Origin of the sequence: uncultured Streptomyces sp., from assembly GCF_947488945.1 — a bacterium.
Classification (GTDB): domain Bacteria; phylum Actinomycetota; class Actinomycetes; order Streptomycetales; family Streptomycetaceae; genus Streptomyces.
In genome coordinates, this window is the sequence record NZ_CANLBS010000001.1 from 184,996 (window position 1) to 201,729 (window position 16,734).

Genomic DNA, 16,734 nt, shown 5'->3' on the forward strand with positions numbered 1-16,734 from the left:
GATGTCACAGTTCCACCAGCAGAACGGCCTGTCGGGCTGCCCGAGTTGTGCGGAGCCCCTGGAGGCGGGTGACCTCTTCTGCGGCGCCTGCGGGCACGACCTGTCGTCGGCGGCGGCGTCGTCCGACCGGCCGACCCTGGCCATCACGGTGCCGGCCCCGGCGTCGGCGGGGACGGCGGTGACCGGGCCGCGCCCCTGGGAGCCTCCGCCGGCCGCGTCCGGCGTTCGCGGCGCGGAGCCGCCGTCCGTCCGTTACGACGAGCGGGCGCAGGAGGTCCCGGCGTACGACGGCGGCCTGGCCCCGAGGGCGGGGGCCGCACCGGCACGGGCCGCCGGCCACGGCCGCCCCGCGGCGGGTACCGAGGCTCCGCGCGGCGCCACCGCCTACGGCGAGGGCGGCGCGGGCCGGGCGCGGGCCGGCGCGGGTGCCGACGACTTCCCGCTCGCCTCCCCGGCCGCCGCTCCCCCCGGCAGCGATCCGGCCGGCCCCACCCCGCCCGGCGTCCGCCCCTCCGCCTCCGAGCCCCCCGCCTCCGATCCCTCCGGCCCCGCCCCCTCAGGCTCGGACGCAGATCCCCGGACGGCGGAGCCCACGGCCGTCCCCCTCGGTGCGACCGGCGGCAAGGTCTGTGTGGCGTGCCGGTCCGGCCGGGTCGACGCCGACGGGTACTGCGAGAACTGCGGCCACGCCCAGCCGCGCGAGCGCGACCACATGGAACAGGAGCTGGGCGCGGTCGCCGCGGTCAGCGACCGCGGCCTGCGTCACCACCGCAACGAGGACGCCTTCGCCGTGTCCGCGACGGCACTTCCGGACGGCTCCCCGGCGGTGGTGGCCATCGTCTGCGACGGCGTCTCCTCCGCGACGCGTCCGGACGAGGCGTCGGCCGCCGCCGCGAGCACCGCCAACGAGTCCCTGCTGGAGTCCCTGCCGCGCGGCACCCACCCGCAGCAGGCGATGCACGAGGCGATCGTGGCCGCGGCGGAAGCGGTGGACGCGCTGAACGGCCCGCCCGGCGCCGCCAGGAACCACGACCCGCAGCACCACCAGAACGCCCCGGCCTGCACCCTGGTCGGCGCGGTGTCGGCGGGCGGACTGCTGGTCATCGGCTGGGTCGGGGACAGCAGGGTCTACTGGGTGCCCGAGGACCGCTCCCAGCCGTCCGCCCGGCTCACCGAGGACGACTCCTGGGCGGCCCAGATGGTGGCGGCCGGACTGATGAGCGAGGCCGAGGCGTACGCCGACGAGCGCGCCCACGCGATCACCGGCTGGCTCGGCGCGGACTCCTACGAACTGGAGCCGCACACCGCCGCGTTCAAACCGGACCGGCCGGGCACCGTCGTGGTCTGCACCGACGGACTCTGGAACTACGCGGAGTCCGCCGGGGAGATGGCCGCGGTGCTGCCCGGGGACGTCAACGAGCGGCCCCTGCACGCCGCGCGGGTGCTGGTGGGCCACGCGCTGGACGGCGGCGGCCACGACAACGTGACGGTGGCGCTGCTGCCGTTCGCCGTGGAGCCGCCGCCGGGGGCGGGCCCGGGACACGACGCCCCCTGAGCCCGCGCCCCCGCTGAAGGGTTCCGGCGCCTCGTACCGGCCGGCCCGGCCCGTCCGCCCCCGCCTCCTCCCCCTCGATCACCTCCGACCGCGAACGCCGTTCGCCGGCCCACCCGGCCGGCGCTCCGGACCGGGCCGCTCACCGGCGCGGAACCCGCCACCCGACCGTCGCGGGTCCCGCACCCAGGGTCCCCGGCCCACCGACTCGTCCGTACACCGTCTCCCGCAGACCCGTGGGGAGCACCGAGGAGCCGTTCCATGGCCAACTTCTCCAAGTCGAACGTTCCGCAGTTCAGCGTCGACGTGTACCAGAACGCCTACCTCCCCGAGGGAGGCCGCGAGGTCAACGCGATCGTCACCGTCACCTCCACCGGGGGCGGCACCACCGGCGGCGTCCCGCTGGCGGGCGTGGACGCGGTCCCCGGCCGGGGGTCGGGACGCGGAACGGACGCGGCCGTGGTGCTGATGGTCGACTGCTCGGGCTCGATGGACTACCCGCCGACGAAGATGCGCAACGCCCGCGACGCGACCGCGGCGGCCATCGACACGCTCCGGGACGGCACCCGGTTCTCGGTGGTCGCCGGGACGCACGTGGCCCGCGACCTCTATCCGGGCAACGGCCGCCTCGCCGTCGCGGACCCGCGCACCAAGGCGCAGGCCAAGGAGGCCCTGCGCGGGCTGAGCGCGGGCGGCGGCACCGCCATCGGCACCTGGCTGCGCCTGACGGACCGGCTGCTGGACGCGTCGGGCGCGGCGATCCGGCACGGCATCCTGCTCACCGACGGCCGCAACGAGCACGAGGCCCCGGAGGACCTGCGGGCCGCGCTCGACGCCTGCGCCGGCCGCTTCACCTGCGACGCCCGGGGCGTGGGGACGGACTGGGAGGTGAAGGAGGTCACCTCGGTCGCCACGGCGCTGCTCGGTACCGCCGACATCGTCGCGGACCCGGCCGGCCTCGCCGCGGACTTCACGCTGATGATGGAGAACGCCATGGGCAAGGAGGTCGCGGACGTGGCGTTGCGGCTCTGGACCCCGCTCGGCGCCGAGATCGTCTTCGTGAAGCAGGTCGCCCCCACCGTGTCCGACCTCACGGGGCGCCGTACGGAGACCGGACCGCGGGCGGGCGACTATCCGACCGGTTCCTGGGGTGACGAATCCCGCGATTACCACGTCTGCGTACGGGTACCGCAGGCGAACATCGGCCAGGAGATGCTGGCCGCCCGCGTCTCGCTGGTGCTTCCGGACCCGTCGGGGGGTGCGCCGCGGACGCTCGGACAGGGCCTCGTCCGGGCCGTCTGGACGGACGACATGGTGGCGTCCACCTCGATCAACCCGCAGGTCGCGCACTACACGGGGCAGGCGGAACTGGCCCACGTGATCCAGCAGGGACTCGACGCGCGGAAGGCCGGCGACCTGGACGGCGCGACCGCGAAACTGGGGCGTGCGGTGCAGCTCGCGTCGGCCTCCGGGAACGAGGACACTGCGAAACTGCTTTCGAAGGTGGTCGACGTGGTCGATGCGGCGACGGGTACTGTGCGACTCAAGGCGAAGGTCGCGGAGGCGGACGAGATGACACTCGAAACACGCTCGACCAAGACCGTTCGCGTCAAGAAATAGTCTTTTCGAAGACACATACGGACAGAAACCAAGCGGCACAGCCGTGCGGGTAGCCGGACGGTCTTCCGTCCGGCCCGACGCGCGGCGCAGCGACGAGCATGACGGCCCGCACGGGCCGGACGAGGAGAGGGGGAAGCGCCGACATGCCGACCTGCCCGAACGGACACCAGTCGGGTTCCGAGGACTGGTGCGAGGTCTGCGGACACCGCATGGCCCAAGCGGGCGCGCCCACGGGCGCCGTCCCGCCGCCCCCACCCCCGGCCTCCGGTTACGGCTATCCGGGCCCCGGCGGACAGCCGACCGCCCAGGCCGAGCTGTGCCCGCAGTGCCGCACCCCGCGCGAGGCGGGAGCGCCGTTCTGCGAGGAATGCCGCTGGAACTTCCTGACCAACACGGCGACCTCGTACACCCCGCTCGCGCCGCAGCCCGGCGCCGGGGCCGGACCGGTGCCGGGGCTCAGCCTGCCGCCGGGCTTCCAGGCCCAACAGGGGCCGCCGCCGCAGCAGCAGCGCGAGCCGTTCGAGTATCAGGGTTCGCGGCCCTCGCAGATGAACCGCCCGGCCGAGCCGCTGGCGCCGGAGCGCGGCGGTCCGCCGCCCCCGCCGTTCCAGCAGGGGCCCCCGCCGTCCTTCCAGCAGAGCCCGCCGCCTCCGTCGTTCCAGCAGAGCGCGCCGCCCGCGCCGTCGCAGCCGCAGGCCGGCAACGACGACTGGATGCTGCCGCCGCCCTCCCAGCGTCAGCCGGGCCAGGGACCGGACCAGGGCCGTGACCAAGGGCGTGACCAGGGCCGTGACCAGAGCCGTCGTGACCAGGGACCGGAGCACGGTCAGGGACCGGGTCAGGGGCATGGTCAGGGCGCCGGCCAGGGGCAGCCGTTCCCGCCCCAGGCTCCTCAGGGACAGGACCCGTTCCAGCAGCAGCGTGATCCCTTCCAGCAGCAACCTCAGCGCGACCCGTTCCAGCAGCAGGCGGCACCGGCCTTCCAGCCGCAGGCACCCCAGGCGCCGCCCCAGGGCCGGGACGCGTACCCCCAGGCGCCCCAGGGCCGGGACGCGTTCCCGCAGGCGCCTTCGGCCTTCCAGCCACAGGGACCGCAGTCGCCCCAGGGCTCGCAGCGGCCCTACAGCCCGCCCTTCCCGGGGCAGCCGCAGGGACCCGGCCAGGGCCACGAGCCCGGCCGCCCCGGCGGCCAGGACCAGAACCTTCCGGGGCAGGGCGCTGCGGGTCGGGGCGCGCCGGAGCAGCATTCCGCCTGGACCGCGGTGATCGCTCCTGACCGGGAGTACTTCCTCGCGATGATGCAGCGCAGCGGCCCGGAGGCGGGCGGGCTCAACCTGCCCGCGTACTCCCCTGAACAGCAGATCGAGCTGACCGGCAGCCAGGTCACCATCGGCCGCCGCCGGCACAGCACCGGCGAGTCCCCCGACATCGATCTCTCCGTGCCCCCGGAGGACCCGGGCGTCTCCCACCAGCACGCGGTGCTGGTGCAGCAGCCCGACGGCAGTTGGGCCGTGGTCGACCAGAACTCGACCAACGGCACCACGCTCAACGGTGCCGAGGACCCGATCCAGCCGTACGTTCCGGTGCAGCTGCAGGACGGTGACCAGGTACACGTGGGCGCCTGGACGACGATCACGGTCCGCCGGGGCTGATCCTCCGCCCCGCCGGCGTCCGGTACCTCCCGGTCCGGCTCTTCCCGGCCCGGGAGGTACCCGGACGGGTCCCGTCGGGCCGGGAAGAGCCGTTCCGCCCGCCGTGAGCCCCGGTGGGCTTCGTGTGGCCCCTCACCCGTCCCGCGGACCGGTGAGGGGCCACACGTATGCTCCCGCCGGGTCGTCCAGCCAGGCCCACTGGCCGCCCGGTCCCGCCGTGATCCCGTACCGCTCCCGGCCGGGGCGCCCTTCGCCCTCCCACATGGCCAGCGCCTCGAAGGGGTCGAGCGTGCCGGCACCGAGGTCGAGCAGAAAACGGAACCGGTCGTCGGCCGCCGCGCGCCGGGGCAGTCCGCCGTACGGGGGGAGCCGCCCGGCCGGCGACTCGGCGCCCCGCAGCGGCACGAAGAACGCGGCGGTGGGCAGGAAGTTCCCCTCGGCCAGCGGTCCGTCCGGCGTCTCCCGTACCCGCAACGAGATCAGGCCGGTGGCCAGCGGCGCCAGGATGCGCGCGCCGGGGCGGCACTGGGCGATCCAGGCGGCCGGGACGTGTCCGAGGGTGCAGGTGGCGATCACCGCGTCGTAGGGAGCCCGCGCCGGGCAGCCGCGCGCCCCGTCCCCGGTCACCACGGCGGGGCGGTGGCCCGCGGCCGCGAGGTGGCTGCGGGCCGCCTCCGTGATGTCCGGGTCGAGATCGACGGTGGTCACCGCGTCGTCCCCGAGCCGGTGGGCGAGCAGTGCCGCGTTGTAGCCGGTGCCGGCCCCGATCTCCAGGACCGTGGAGCCCTCCCGCAGACCGGTCTCGTCGAGCATGAGCGCCATCAGCGAGGGCTGGCTGCTGGAGGAGACGAGCACGCCGTCCTTGAGCCGGGTGGCCAGCGGAACGTCTTCGTAGGCGCCGCGCAGCCAGCGGTCCCGGACGTCGGGGTCCGGGTCGGCGCACCACAGGCGCCGGTAGCCGCCCCGCCCGCCCACGAAGTAGTAGGGCACGAACAGGTGGCGCGGTACCTGCTCGAAGGCGGCCCGCCAGGACGGATCCGTCAGACCGCCCTCGGCCCGGATCCGCCGCACCAGTGAGCTGCGCGCCGTCGCCGCCTCGGCGGCGAACGGGTCGTGCACCGTGGACCCCATGGATCCACTGTCCTGCGTACCGGCCGGAAGGTCGAGCCGTCGGGCCGCTTCCGGGCCGTCGGGCCGCTGCCGGGCCGTCCCCGGGCGGCCTGCGGGGCGCGGGGCACCCGGAGTTCACGGTTCCGGCGGGCCGTGGGCCCGGTGGCCGGTCCTGGCGTCTGCGACCATGGACGGGTGACAGAGAATCCCCGCGAGACGCTTCAGGAGCAGACCTTCTACGAGCAGGTCGGTGGCGAGGAGACCTTCCGGCGCCTGGTGCACCGTTTCTACCAGGGCGTGGCCGAGGACCCGCTGCTGCGGCCGATGTACCCCGAGGAGGATCTGGGCCCGGCCGAGGAACGGTTCGCCCTGTTCCTCATGCAGTACTGGGGCGGCCCGCGCACGTACAGCGACCACCGGGGACACCCCCGGCTGCGGATGCGGCACGCGCCGTTCCGGGTGGACCGGGCGGCCCACGACGCGTGGCTGTTCCACATGCGGGTGGCGCTCGACGCGCTGGAACTGCCCGCGGAGCAGGACCACCAGTTGTGGTCGTACCTGACCTACGCCGCGGCCTCGATGGTGAACACCGAGGGCTGAGCGGGCGGCGGGGCGGGGCGGACAGGGTGCGGGCGGGGCGGGGGCAGTCAGTCTCCGCCGATGCGGTTCCACTCACGCCGACGCGGTGGTCCAGCTTCCGCCGCGGTACGGTTCAGCTCCCGCCGATGCTGCCAGTCTCCGCCGCGAGGCGGTTCAGTGCCCGCCGATGCTGACGGCGAGGTTGCCGAGGCCGGCGCCGGTCCGGGGGCGGAGGGCGATCGCCCCGTAGGGGGTCCGCAGCCGCAGCCAGGGTCCGGCGCTGAGCAGGGTGACCGGGAAACCGGCGTGGGGGCGCAGGAAGCCGAGGGACTGTGCGGCGTGGACGGCGCGCAGTGGAAGCCCGGTGGCACCGACGGTCCGGGACCACAGGTCGCGGCCGATGAGATCGCGCTCGGCCCGGGTACGGCGTTCCTCGGGCAGTGCGGTGTCACGGGCGCGGAATTCGGCGACCGCCTCGGCGAGCGCGGCGGCCAGTTCCCCGGCGTCCGGGAGGCCCGGCACCTCGCGCCACGGCCCGCGCGGCGGCAGCACCCCGGACCAGGGCGGACCGGTGACGGGCGCGGGCAGGGTCCCCCGGCCGCCGACGCCCGGCGACCGTTCCCCGGCCCCACCGGACTCCTCGGGCCCGTCGGCCCCGTCGGCTCCGGCGGCCTCATCGGCTTCGACGGCAAGGGATTCGAGCAGTTCCCCGGCGGAGACCGTCACGTCGAACGACGCGGGGTGGCCGAGGCGGGCCGTGCGGACGGCGAGCACGTCGAAGGACGGCGGCCGGCCGAACACGGCCAGCGCCCCGCTGTCCGCCTGGAGGCGGACAGCGGCGGCGCGGTCGTAGTGCAGCAACCGGCCGAGGAAGGCGGCGAGATCCGCCGCCTCCCTCGCGTCGGCGAACAGCAGCGACTGCACGGGCGTCGTCATGCCGCGGCAGGCTCCTCCACCATGTACTCCTGCAGGAACAGCTTCTCCTCGGCGGTGATCCGCCGAGGACGCTCCTCGACCAGGTTGTACGGCACGACGACCGTCGAGGCCCGCACGTACACCTGGTCCTCGTCCTTGATCTCGTACGCGATCGTGAGCGACGCGGCGGTGATCTTCGTGACCCACGACTCGACGGTCACCGGGGCGTGGCGGTGTACCAGCGGCCGGAGGTAGTCGATCTCGTGACGCGCCACGACGGAGCCGCCCGCGAAGGACGGCGAACCGTCCCCCGGCGCGAGCCGGAACATGAAGTCGATGCGCGCCTCCTCCAGGTACCGGAGGAAGACCACATTGTTCACGTGGCCGAACGCGTCCATGTCCGACCAGCGCAGGGGACAGGGGTAGATGTGACGGGCCACGTCGATCAGCCTCGCGTGAGCTTCTTGTACGTGGCGCGGTGCGGGCGCGCGGCGTCCGCACCGAGACGCTCGACCTTGTTCTTCTCGTACGACTCGAAGTTGCCCTCGAACCAGTACCACTTGGAGTCGCCCTCGTACGCCAGGATGTGCGTGGCGACCCGGTCCAGGAACCAGCGGTCGTGCGAGATGACCACCGCCGCACCGGGGAACTCCAGCAGGGCGTTCTCCAGCGACGACAGGGTCTCGACGTCGAGGTCGTTGGTGGGCTCGTCGAGGAGCAGCAGGTTGCCGCCCTCCTTGAGCGTCAGCGCCAGGTTGAGGCGGTTGCGCTCACCACCGGACAGGACACCGGCCGGCTTCTGCTGGTCCGGGCCCTTGAAGCCGAACGCGGAGACGTAGGCCCGCGAAGGCATCTCGACCTGGCCGACGTTGATGTAGTCCAGCTCGTCCGACACGACCGCCCAGAGGGTCTTCTTGGGGTCGATGTTGGCGCGCGACTGGTCGACGTAGCTGATCTTGACCGTGTCGCCGACCTTGATGGAGCCGGTGTCCGGCGTCTCCAGGCCCTGGATCATCTTGAACAGCGTGGTCTTGCCGGCGCCGTTCGGGCCGATGACGCCCACGATGCCGTTGCGCGGCAGCGTGAACGACAGGTCGTCGATCAGGACCTTGTCGCCGAACGCCTTCGACAGGTGCTCGACCTCGACCACGATGGAGCCCAGACGCGGGCCCGGCGGGATCTGGATCTCCTCGAAGTCCAGCTTCCGCATCTTGTCGGCCTCGGCCGCCATCTCCTCGTAACGGGCGAGGCGGGCCTTCGACTTGGTCTGGCGGCCCTTGGCGTTGGAGCGGACCCACTCCAGCTCTTCCTTGAGCCGCTTGGCGCGCTTCTCGTCCTTGCGGCCCTCGACCTTGAGGCGGGCGGCCTTCTTGTCGAGGTACGTGGAGTAGTTGCCCTCGTACGGGATGGCACGGCCGCGGTCGAGTTCGAGGATCCACTCGGCGACGTTGTTCAGGAAGTACCGGTCGTGGGTGACGGCGACGACCGCACCCGCGTACTTCGAGAGGTGCTGCTCCAGCCAGTTCACCGACTCGGCGTCGAGGTGGTTGGTGGGCTCGTCGAGGAGGAGCAGGTCGGGCGCCTCGATCAGCAGCTTGCAGAGCGCGACACGGCGCTTCTCGCCACCGGAGAGGTTGTTGACGGGCCAGTCGCCGGGCGGGCAGCCCAGGGCGTCCATGGCCTGCTCCAGCTGGGCGTCCAGGTCCCACGCGTTGGCATGGTCCAGGTCCTCCTGGAGCTTGCCCATCTCGTCCATGAGGGCGTCGCTGTAGTCGGTCGCCATGAGCTCGGCGACCTCGTTGAAGCGGTTGAGCTTGCCCATGATCTCGGCGGCGCCGTCCTGGACGTTCTCCAGAACCGTCTTCGCCTCGTCCAACTGCGGCTCCTGCATGAGGATGCCGACGCTGAAGCCGGGCGAGAGGAACGCGTCGCCGTTGGACGGCTGCTCCAGACCGGCCATGATCTTCAGCACCGTGGACTTACCGGCGCCGTTCGGGCCCACCACACCGATCTTGGCGCCGGGCAGGAAGCTCAGCGTGACGTCGTCAAGGATCACCTTGTCGCCGTGCGCCTTGCGCGTCTTGCGCATCGTGTAGATGTACTCAGCCAAGAGAAACCGTCCGGCAATCGATGTGTGGGCAGATACACCCCATCTTGCCTGACGTCCACCCGCCGGGGGAAACCAGCGCCTCCCCGCGACCCTGACCAGGGGCGGGGAGATACCGAGGGGCACGCGTTGCGATGGTCGGCAGCCGTCCTCCGCATCGCCGGTCAACCTCTTGGCGGCCCGCAGACGGCCCAGCGCGAGCATCGATCGGCGATCACCACCGGCTCAGGAGCTGAGAGTTCCGTCCACGCATGCACGGTGCGCCGTGACGCACGAGCGTTACCGCTGAGGAGGCATCCGAGCCGGTCCCCGTCGGCGCGGTTGCTCCATGACGATCAACACCGGCTTTCCGCCCTGAGCGGCCCCCTGGCCGGGAGCGGGCTCCCGGCCCGACGCGCCACCGGGCCCCGGTCACGTCGGGGACGTGGCCGGGGCCCGGTGTTTCGCGGGGCTTCCGTGCGGCGCCCGGGGGCCGGTCGCGGTACGGAGGCGGTGGTCGCGCGGCCGTGGGCCGCGCGACCGTGCATCGCTAGTTGGTGCTCGTCTTCTTCCGGCGGAGGACGAAGACGGCGGCGCCGCCGAGCAGGACCAGGACGACGGCCACACCGGCGATGACCGGGGTGGCGCTGGAGCCGCCGGTGGCGGCGAGGTCGGCGCCTTCGGTGCCCGAGGTGCCGGAGCCGGTGGCGGCGGGGCTCGGCTGCTCCGTGGTCTGGGTGGTGACCTCGTCGTTCGCCGGGGTGGTGCTGCCGCTGGTGGCGCAGTCCAGCACGCCCTTGAAGTTCTGCGTGAAGCCGCCCTCACCGGTGATGGTGAAGTCGTACGACTCGTCCTCGCCGACCGGGATCGTCACCGTCTCGGTCTTGCCGGCCTCGATGGTGTGCTCCTTGCCCGCCAGCTCGAAGGTGAAGGCCTCGTCGCCGTTGTTCTGCGCGGTGATGTCCACACCGCCGGCGACGCAGTTCTCCTTGGCGGTGAGAGCCGGAGCGGCGCCCTTCTTGGCCCAGGTGGCTGCGGCCTCCGCGGTCACGGTGGAGACGCTGGAGCCGGCCAGGATCTGCACCTGGCTCGTGGTGGTGGCACCGGTGAAGGCGCGGCCCACCGGAACGGACGTGGTGGCCTGCGCCGACAGCGAGGCGGAACCGTCCGCGGCGTCCTCCGGCACGTCGAAGTAGAGCTCGGTGCCGTTCGTCGCCTCGGTGACGGGAGTGCCGTCCTTGTCGGTGACCTTGACCCCGCTGGCCACCGCGTCGGCGGGCGGCGCGACCGAGACCTGGCCGGCGTCGGTGTGGACCGTGACCGGGCCGAGCAGTTCGCCGGCCTTGCCGGAGACCGCGGCGGGGCTGAGGGTGAGGGACGCCTTGGGTTCGGCGACGACCTGGGCGGACTCCTCCAGGTAGTCGGCGAGCTTCTCGGCCGCCGGGTCCTTCGCGGTGACGTCGGCGTCGTCCGAGTAGCGCCAGATGGCGACCTGGGTGCCGGCTGCGGCCGTCTTCTCGGTGAGCGTGCCGGAACCGGCCGCCTTCGCGAGGGCGTCGAGGTCGTCGACCTGCGGGTAGGAGTGGTCGAGGATCCAGCGGATCTTGCCCGCGTCCTCGTTCCGGCCGAGCGAGGTCTCGGCCCAGGAGGTCTCCAGGTACTGGGCCTTGTCCTGGGTCGGGTTGTGAATGTCGATGCAGTAGGTCTTGAGCTTTCCGCCGCCTTCGACGGTCATCTCGAAGAGGCCCGCGGACAGGTTCTTGACGCCGTCCTTCTCGCCGTTCTCACCCTTGACGTGCAGCACGGCGCCGTCGAACGTCTTCAGGCCGTCGAGCACGGCGGAGGCGCCGCCCTGGTGCTGGGGCGTCTCGTCGGCCACGGCGACACCGGTGCCGACGAGGGCTCCGGCCGCGACGACACCCGAGACCAGGGCGGTGGCGACCAGGCGGGACAGCCGGCGGGAGCGGCTCGTTCCCGCCGGACCGAAGGACTGAGCGGACGACGCGTCACGCGCCGAAGACGCAGAAATCACAGAATTCCCCTCCGGGCGGGGTCCTCGCGCTTGGTGCGCGTGTGGGGTGTGCCCCGCCGACAGACTCAAGTGACCCATGAGTACTCGGAATCCTAAGGAGCGAGGCGAACACCAGTCCCCCGTCATACCTTTGGACAACCATTCCGACTCGCAATCGTTATCGCCGAATCGGCGTGCCCGCCTTGGCGGTCGGGAGATGTCAGGACACTGCCACCCCTTTCACGGACCGTTTCTGATGCCCCGTCTTCTCCGCCTCGCCCCCCTCGCCGGTCCTGCCGCCCGGAGCCCGGACCAGACCGGTCGGAGTGCCGACGCCGGGCGGGTACGCGGGCGGCGGCGGGGGCGGGGGCGGGATGACCGTGGCGCTCGCCGGACCCGGGGAACCGGGACCGGGTGTCACCGCCCAACTCGGCGAGAGCCGCCGCGTCGCCGTCGCCGCACCCGGCGCCCACGGGTCCCCCGTCACGGGTGCCCCTGGCTTCCGTCCTTCCTCGGCGCTTCCGGGGAGCGGCTCCGGCAGGGCGGGAAGCCAGGGCGGCGACGCGTCCGGGGAACCCCAGGAGAGGGCCCCTTCCTGAACCTGCGGGGGCCGGGGTGGCCGGGGCTGGGGCGACTGCGGCTGCGGCTGCGGCTGCGGCTGCGGCTGCGGCTGCGGCTGCGGCTGCGGCTGCGGCTGCGGCTGCGGCTGCGAGGACCGTGTGGACAACGGAGGTGTGGGCAACGGCTGTACGGGGTGCGGCTGTACGGGCCACGGTGGGACCGCCGGTGCCTGGTCGCTCAATGGCTGGCCGGGCATGCCCCAGGTCCGGGGTCCGGCACCCGACGCGCCACCGTCCGAAGCGCCGGCCCCGTAGGCTGCCGCTCCAGCACCAGTACCAGCAACTGCACCTGCCGCCGCCGCGCCCCGGCCCGGCTCCGCGGTGAAGGACGGTTCCTCCCGCACCGACCGCCGGAACGCCGAGGTGCCCCGGCCCATGTCGTGCCCCACCGTGACCGCCTCGACGTCCACGAACGTCCGCCGCCCGCCGTCCCGTTCCTCGTCCCGGATCTTCAATCTGCCGTAGACGACCAGTGGTTCGCCCACCGACACGGAGGCGGCCAGGTGCGAGGCGAGCGAGCGCCACGCCCACACCGTGTAGAAGCTGGTGCGCCCGTCGGACCAGAGTTGTGTGGCTCGGTCCCAACGGCGCGGCGTCACCGCCAGCCGGAAGCGGGACATGCCGCCCGACTCCGTCTCCCGGAATTCCACGCCCGTCGCCGCGTTGCCGACCAGCGTCACCAAGGTCTCGTTCATGCCTGTCTCCCCGTCCCGCGTCCGTCCTTGGGCATACGCGGTGCGGAGGACCACAAGGCCCTCCGCACCGCTGACCCCATGCTGGACGCGGGAGGGAAGTCCCGCTGCGGCCTGTGGACTACCGGCCGGTTGTGGAGAACTCCGTCACTCTCACGGGTTCGCTGACCGCGCCGTACCGCTCTCGCACCTCGCGGTACCGGGCCAGTTCCGCGGCGACCGGGTCGAGGACCCGGGCCCGGCCGCAGCCCGCCGCCGCCTCGCGCAGCCGCCGTTCGGCCTCCTGTCCGTACCGACGGGCGGGTCCCCGGGCCGCCGCGGCGCAGGACCACTCCACCAGCGGCCCGCCGACGACCCCGGCGAGCATGACCAGGGCGGGCGTGACGAGCCCGGGTTCGAGGACGCCGACGATCTGGCCGAGCAGCCACAGGCCACCGAAGATCTGCAGCAGCGTCATCGACGCCTGCACCAGCACGGCGGCCGGCCACCATGCGGGGCGCGGCGGCTTGCTCCGCGGGCCGCCGACCGGACCGGACGCCCGCCGTCCGTGCGCGGTGCCGCCGCCCGTGTCCGTCGCGGTACCGGACGCCTGCCCGGCGTCCCCCGCGCCCATTCCGGACTTCCCGTCCCCCGCGCCCTTGCCGGACTTCCCGTCCGCAGCGTTTTCACCGGGCTTCTGGACCGCGGCGACGGCCCGGCCCGCGTTCCGGCCACGCCCGGTGGTCGTACCGGCCTTCACCGCCAGTTCGTCCAACGCCTCGGACAAACCCCGCGCCCCGTTCACCGCCGCCTCGCGGACAGCCTGCGCCCAGGGCGCGGGCAGCCCGGCGGACGCCTCGTCCGCCACGGTGCGCACCGCCTGCTCGACCCGTTGCCGGGCGGTCACCTCCTCCTCGCGCTGCGGGCTCAGGACCTGCCCCATCCGGTCGAGGCCGCCGAGCTGGCGCGTCGACTCGTACCAACGCCACAGGCGCAGCCACGGCGTTCCGCAGGCCCGGCCCGCGTTGCGGCGCCACTCCCGTTCGGCGGCCTGGCCGACGGCGGCGGCGCCGACGGCCTCCGCCAGCCGGTCGGCGAACTCCTCCCGGGCCCGCTCCCCCAGTCCCGGCTTGCCTTCGGCCACGTACACCGGCTTGAGCCGGGCCGCGGCGGCGTCCACGTCCGCGGAGAGCCGACGGGCGGCCGCGGTACGTTCCGAGACGAACTTGCCGATCATGTCGCGCAGTTCACCGATGCCGTCGCCGGTGAGGGCGGACACGGGCAGCACACTGGCGCCGGGCTCGCCGTGTTCCCCCAGCGCCATACCGTCCTCGTCCAGCAGTCTGCGCAGATCGTCCAGCACCAGGTCGGCGGCCTCGCCGGGAAGCCGGTCGATCTGGTTGAGGACCACGAAGGTGACCTCCGCGTGGCCCGCGAGAGGGCGCAGATAGCGCTCGTGCAGCGCCGCGTCCGCGTATTTCTCCGGGTCGACCACCCAGATCACCGCGTCCACCAGGGCCAGCACCCGGTCCACCTGTTCCCGGTGGCCGGGGGCCGCCGAGTCGTGGTCGGGGAGGTCGACCAGGACGAGCCCCTGCAGCGACTCGTCCGTCTCGGTGGCGCCGGGCTGAGGCCTGCGCCGAAGCCTTCCGGGGATCGCCAGCCGGTCGAGCAGTCCTGCGGCGCCGTCGGTCCAGCTGCACGCGATCGGCTGAGAGGTGGTGGGCCGCCGCAGGCCGGTGTCGGAGATCTGGGCGCCGGCGAGCGTGTTGAAGAGGGTGGACTTGCCGCTGCCGGTGGCGCCCGCGATCGCGACCACGGTGTGCCGGGAGGACAGGCGCCGCCGCGCTGCCGCCTCGTCGAGGACGCGGCCTGCCTCCGCGAGCGTGTCCTGGTCCAGCCGGGCGCGGGAGAGGCCGACGAGTTCGCGCAGGGCGTCGAGCCGGGGCCGCAGCGGACCGTCGGTGACGACGTACGCCTCGACCTCGGGTCCCTCCCCGTCGGCGCCCCCGTCGTCCCGGGCACCGGCCGTCTCGTCGGACGCTTCCCGCCGGACCGCGGCGGCCCGGCGGGCGATGAGCCCGTCGTCCCACCGCGCGTCCGCGTCCACGGTCCGCGCACCCTCCCCGGCGGGGCCGGAGGCGGACTCCGCCGCCTCGTCCCGCGCCGTCGTCCGGTCGTTCTCCGGAGCCCGTGCCTGTTCGGCGGGGTGGTGCGGGCCGTGGTCCTGGTCCGTGACGGCGGTCATCCCTGCTTCCTCTCCCTCTGCAGTACGGAAAGCGCGGCGATCAGTTCGGCCTGCGGCTCGGGGGCGATGTCGAGGGCATCCAACGGGGCGAGCCGCCGGTCACGTTCGGCGTGCAGCACCTGGTCCAGGTAGCCGGCGAGCAGCGCGCCGCCCTTGTCCCGCAGGCGCAGCGCACCCTGGGCGCCGATGCGTTCGGCGAGCTGCTCGCCCGCCTTGCGGGCCCTGCGTCCGCCGAGCAGCGCGGCCGCCAGCAAGGCGGCCACAGTCTCCGGGTCGGGCGCGGCGTTGCGTTCGAGCTGCCGCACCTCTTCCTCGGCCAGCTCTTCGAGGACCCGGCGCCACCGGCGTACGGCCACGGCGATCCGGCCCTCGACGTCCTCGGCGGGCCCCCAGCCGCCGGCCTCGCGGTCGGCCGTCTCGAAGCGGAACGGCCCGGCGGCCGGGTCGCGGCGCCAGGCGGTGCGGATCTGCTCGTCGGCTGCGGCGACGGAGCACTGGATGAGCGCGATCAGGCTGTCCACCAGCGCTTCCAGCAGTTCCCCGGCGGAGCTGTCGAGCGGGTAGCCGCGCCACCGGGTGCGCGCGTCGCCCGCCAGCACCGCGCCGTTCTGGAGCCTGCGGCGGGTCCGCTCCGCCTCCTTGGCGTAGGCCTCCTCGACCACGCCGGTGAGCCGGACCGCCGCCGCGTACTGGGCCGCGACCGCCCCGGCCAGTTCCGGCATGCGCACGTTCAGGGAGTCGATGACCCCGGTCGCGGTGCGGCCCACGGCCTGCTGGCGGGCGGCGGGGTCCTGGGCACGGTGGGCGAGCCAGGCGCGGAGCGGGGCGACCGCGGTGGTGGGGAGCAGCCCGCTGCCGCCGCCCGCGGACTCGGGCAGCTCGGGGACGGTGAACCGGGGCACCTCACCGAGCCCGGCCCGGGTGAGCAGCGCCCCGTACTGCCGGGACACCTCGGCGAGCACCTGGTGGGGCACCCGGTCGAGCACGCTGACCAGGGTGGCGTCGTACTCCTTGGCGGTACGCAGCAGGTGCCAGGGCACCGCGTCGGCGTAGCGGGAGGCGGTGGTGACCATGATCCATACGTCGGCCGCGCAGATGAGTTCGGCGGCCAGTACCCGGTTCTCCACGACGAGGGAGTCGATGTCCGGCGCGTCGAGCAGGGCCAGTCCGCGCGGCACGCTCACCGCGGTCTCCACCCGCAGCACCGGCGTCCGGGAGCCCTCCCGATCGCCGCCGTCCCTGTCTCTGTCCCTGTCTCTGTCCCTGTCCCCGTCCCCGTCCCCGGGCTGTCCCGGCGGCAGCCATACGCGGGTGAGCTCCGGCAACACGCGTACGCCCGCGAACCAGTGGTGGTCGTCGGGGTGGCACACGAGTACGGGGGTGCGGGTGGTGGGCCGCAGGACGCCCGCCTCGCTGACGCGGCAGCCGACGATCGAGTTGAGCAGCGTGGACTTCCCCGCGCCGGTGGAACCACCGATGACGGCGAGCAGGGGCGCTTCGGGATCCTTGAGGCGGGGCAGCAGGTAGTCGTCGAGTTGGGCGAGCAGTTCGGTCCGGGTCTGCCACGAGCGTTCGGCCCCCGGCAGGGGCAACGGAAGACGCACGGCGGCGACACGGTCGCGCAGGGCGGAAAGTGCGTCGATGAGCTGAGGCCGTACGTCCATGGTCAC

Annotated in this window: 11 protein-coding genes and 1 pseudogene; 4 read left to right on the forward strand and 8 right to left on the reverse strand. The window is 73.6% G+C overall.

What is annotated here, in order from left to right; all coding sequences use genetic code 11:
- Position 1: 1 nt before the first annotated feature.
- From Q0994_RS00750 to Q0994_RS00760, 3 genes are all read left to right on the forward strand, one after another.
- On the forward strand, positions 2 to 1,555 hold the full coding sequence (locus Q0994_RS00750; protein ID WP_299528119.1) for a PP2C family serine/threonine-protein phosphatase: 1,554 nt from the start codon (positions 2 to 4) through the stop codon (positions 1,553 to 1,555).
- A gap of 258 nt (positions 1,556 to 1,813) precedes the next feature.
- Positions 1,814 to 3,172, forward strand: coding sequence for a VWA domain-containing protein (locus Q0994_RS00755; RefSeq protein ID WP_299527529.1), 1,359 nt, complete (start codon positions 1,814 to 1,816; stop codon positions 3,170 to 3,172).
- Positions 3,173 to 3,315: 143 nt separating this feature from the next.
- A complete protein-coding gene (locus tag Q0994_RS00760) occupies positions 3,316 to 4,824 on the forward strand; it encodes an FHA domain-containing protein (protein WP_299527531.1) in 1,509 nt (502 codons plus the stop codon).
- 132 nt (positions 4,825 to 4,956) lie between these two features.
- Here the strand turns inward: Q0994_RS00760 and Q0994_RS00765 are convergent, their stop codons facing one another.
- Positions 4,957 to 5,955 carry a methyltransferase domain-containing protein gene (locus Q0994_RS00765; protein ID WP_299527533.1) on the reverse strand — a complete coding sequence of 333 codons (999 nt, stop codon included), beginning with the start codon at positions 5,953 to 5,955 and terminating at the stop codon, positions 4,957 to 4,959.
- 174 nt (positions 5,956 to 6,129) lie between these two features.
- Here Q0994_RS00765 and Q0994_RS00770 point away from each other — a divergent pair, with 174 nt between their 5' ends.
- A complete protein-coding gene (locus Q0994_RS00770; protein ID WP_299527535.1) occupies positions 6,130 to 6,534 on the forward strand; it encodes a globin in 405 nt (134 codons plus the stop codon).
- A 153-nt stretch (positions 6,535 to 6,687) separates the two neighbouring features.
- On the opposite strand, the gene Q0994_RS00775 is transcribed toward Q0994_RS00770, so the two are convergent.
- The 7 genes and pseudogenes from Q0994_RS00775 to Q0994_RS00805 form a co-directional block, all read right to left on the reverse strand.
- Positions 6,688 to 7,449 (reverse strand): hypothetical protein, encoded by a 762-nt coding sequence (locus Q0994_RS00775; RefSeq protein ID WP_299527537.1) that lies wholly within the window; start codon positions 7,447 to 7,449, stop codon positions 6,688 to 6,690.
- A complete protein-coding gene (locus Q0994_RS00780; RefSeq protein ID WP_299527539.1) occupies positions 7,446 to 7,868 on the reverse strand; it encodes a thioesterase family protein in 423 nt (140 codons plus the stop codon). Before Q0994_RS00780 ends, Q0994_RS00775 begins: the two co-directional genes overlap by 4 nt.
- Positions 7,869 to 7,873: 5 nt before the next feature.
- On the reverse strand, positions 7,874 to 9,538 hold the full coding sequence (gene ettA, locus Q0994_RS00785) for an energy-dependent translational throttle protein EttA (RefSeq protein ID WP_299527541.1): 1,665 nt from the start codon (positions 9,536 to 9,538) through the stop codon (positions 7,874 to 7,876).
- Between the two features lie 526 nt (positions 9,539 to 10,064).
- Positions 10,065 to 11,468 (reverse strand): Cys-Gln thioester bond-forming surface protein, encoded by a 1,404-nt coding sequence (locus Q0994_RS00790; protein WP_299528121.1) that lies wholly within the window; start codon positions 11,466 to 11,468, stop codon positions 10,065 to 10,067.
- 1,006 nt (positions 11,469 to 12,474) lie between these two features.
- Positions 12,475 to 12,840, reverse strand: a pseudogene (locus Q0994_RS00795) (single-stranded DNA-binding protein); the annotation flags it as partial.
- A 118-nt stretch (positions 12,841 to 12,958) separates the two neighbouring features.
- Positions 12,959 to 15,064: a GTP-binding protein gene (locus Q0994_RS00800; protein WP_299527543.1), complete on the reverse strand. Its 2,106-nt coding sequence runs from the start codon at positions 15,062 to 15,064 to the stop codon at positions 12,959 to 12,961.
- The gene (locus Q0994_RS00805; protein ID WP_299527546.1) at positions 15,061 to 16,728 is read right to left on the reverse strand and encodes a GTPase domain-containing protein; all 1,668 of its coding nucleotides are present in this window, start codon (positions 16,726 to 16,728) and stop codon (positions 15,061 to 15,063) included. Before Q0994_RS00805 ends, Q0994_RS00800 begins: the two co-directional genes overlap by 4 nt.
- Positions 16,729 to 16,734: the final 6 nt, after the last annotated feature.

Excerpts from the sequence above, each read along its gene's own strand:
- Q0994_RS00750 (WP_299528119.1), top strand. The coding sequence starts at position 2 with ATGTCACAGTTCCACCAGCAGAACGGCCTGTCGGGCTGCCCGAGTTGT.
- Q0994_RS00755 (WP_299527529.1), top strand. The coding sequence starts at position 1,814 with ATGGCCAACTTCTCCAAGTCGAACGTTCCGCAGTTCAGCGTCGACGTG.
- Q0994_RS00760 (WP_299527531.1), top strand. The coding sequence starts at position 3,316 with ATGCCGACCTGCCCGAACGGACACCAGTCGGGTTCCGAGGACTGGTGC.
- Q0994_RS00765 (WP_299527533.1), bottom strand. The coding sequence starts at position 5,955 with ATGGGGTCCACGGTGCACGACCCGTTCGCCGCCGAGGCGGCGACGGCG.
- Q0994_RS00775 (WP_299527537.1), bottom strand. The coding sequence starts at position 7,449 with ATGACGACGCCCGTGCAGTCGCTGCTGTTCGCCGACGCGAGGGAGGCG.
- Q0994_RS00800 (WP_299527543.1), bottom strand. The coding sequence starts at position 15,064 with ATGACCGCCGTCACGGACCAGGACCACGGCCCGCACCACCCCGCCGAA.
- Q0994_RS00805 (WP_299527546.1), bottom strand. The coding sequence starts at position 16,728 with ATGGACGTACGGCCTCAGCTCATCGACGCACTTTCCGCCCTGCGCGAC.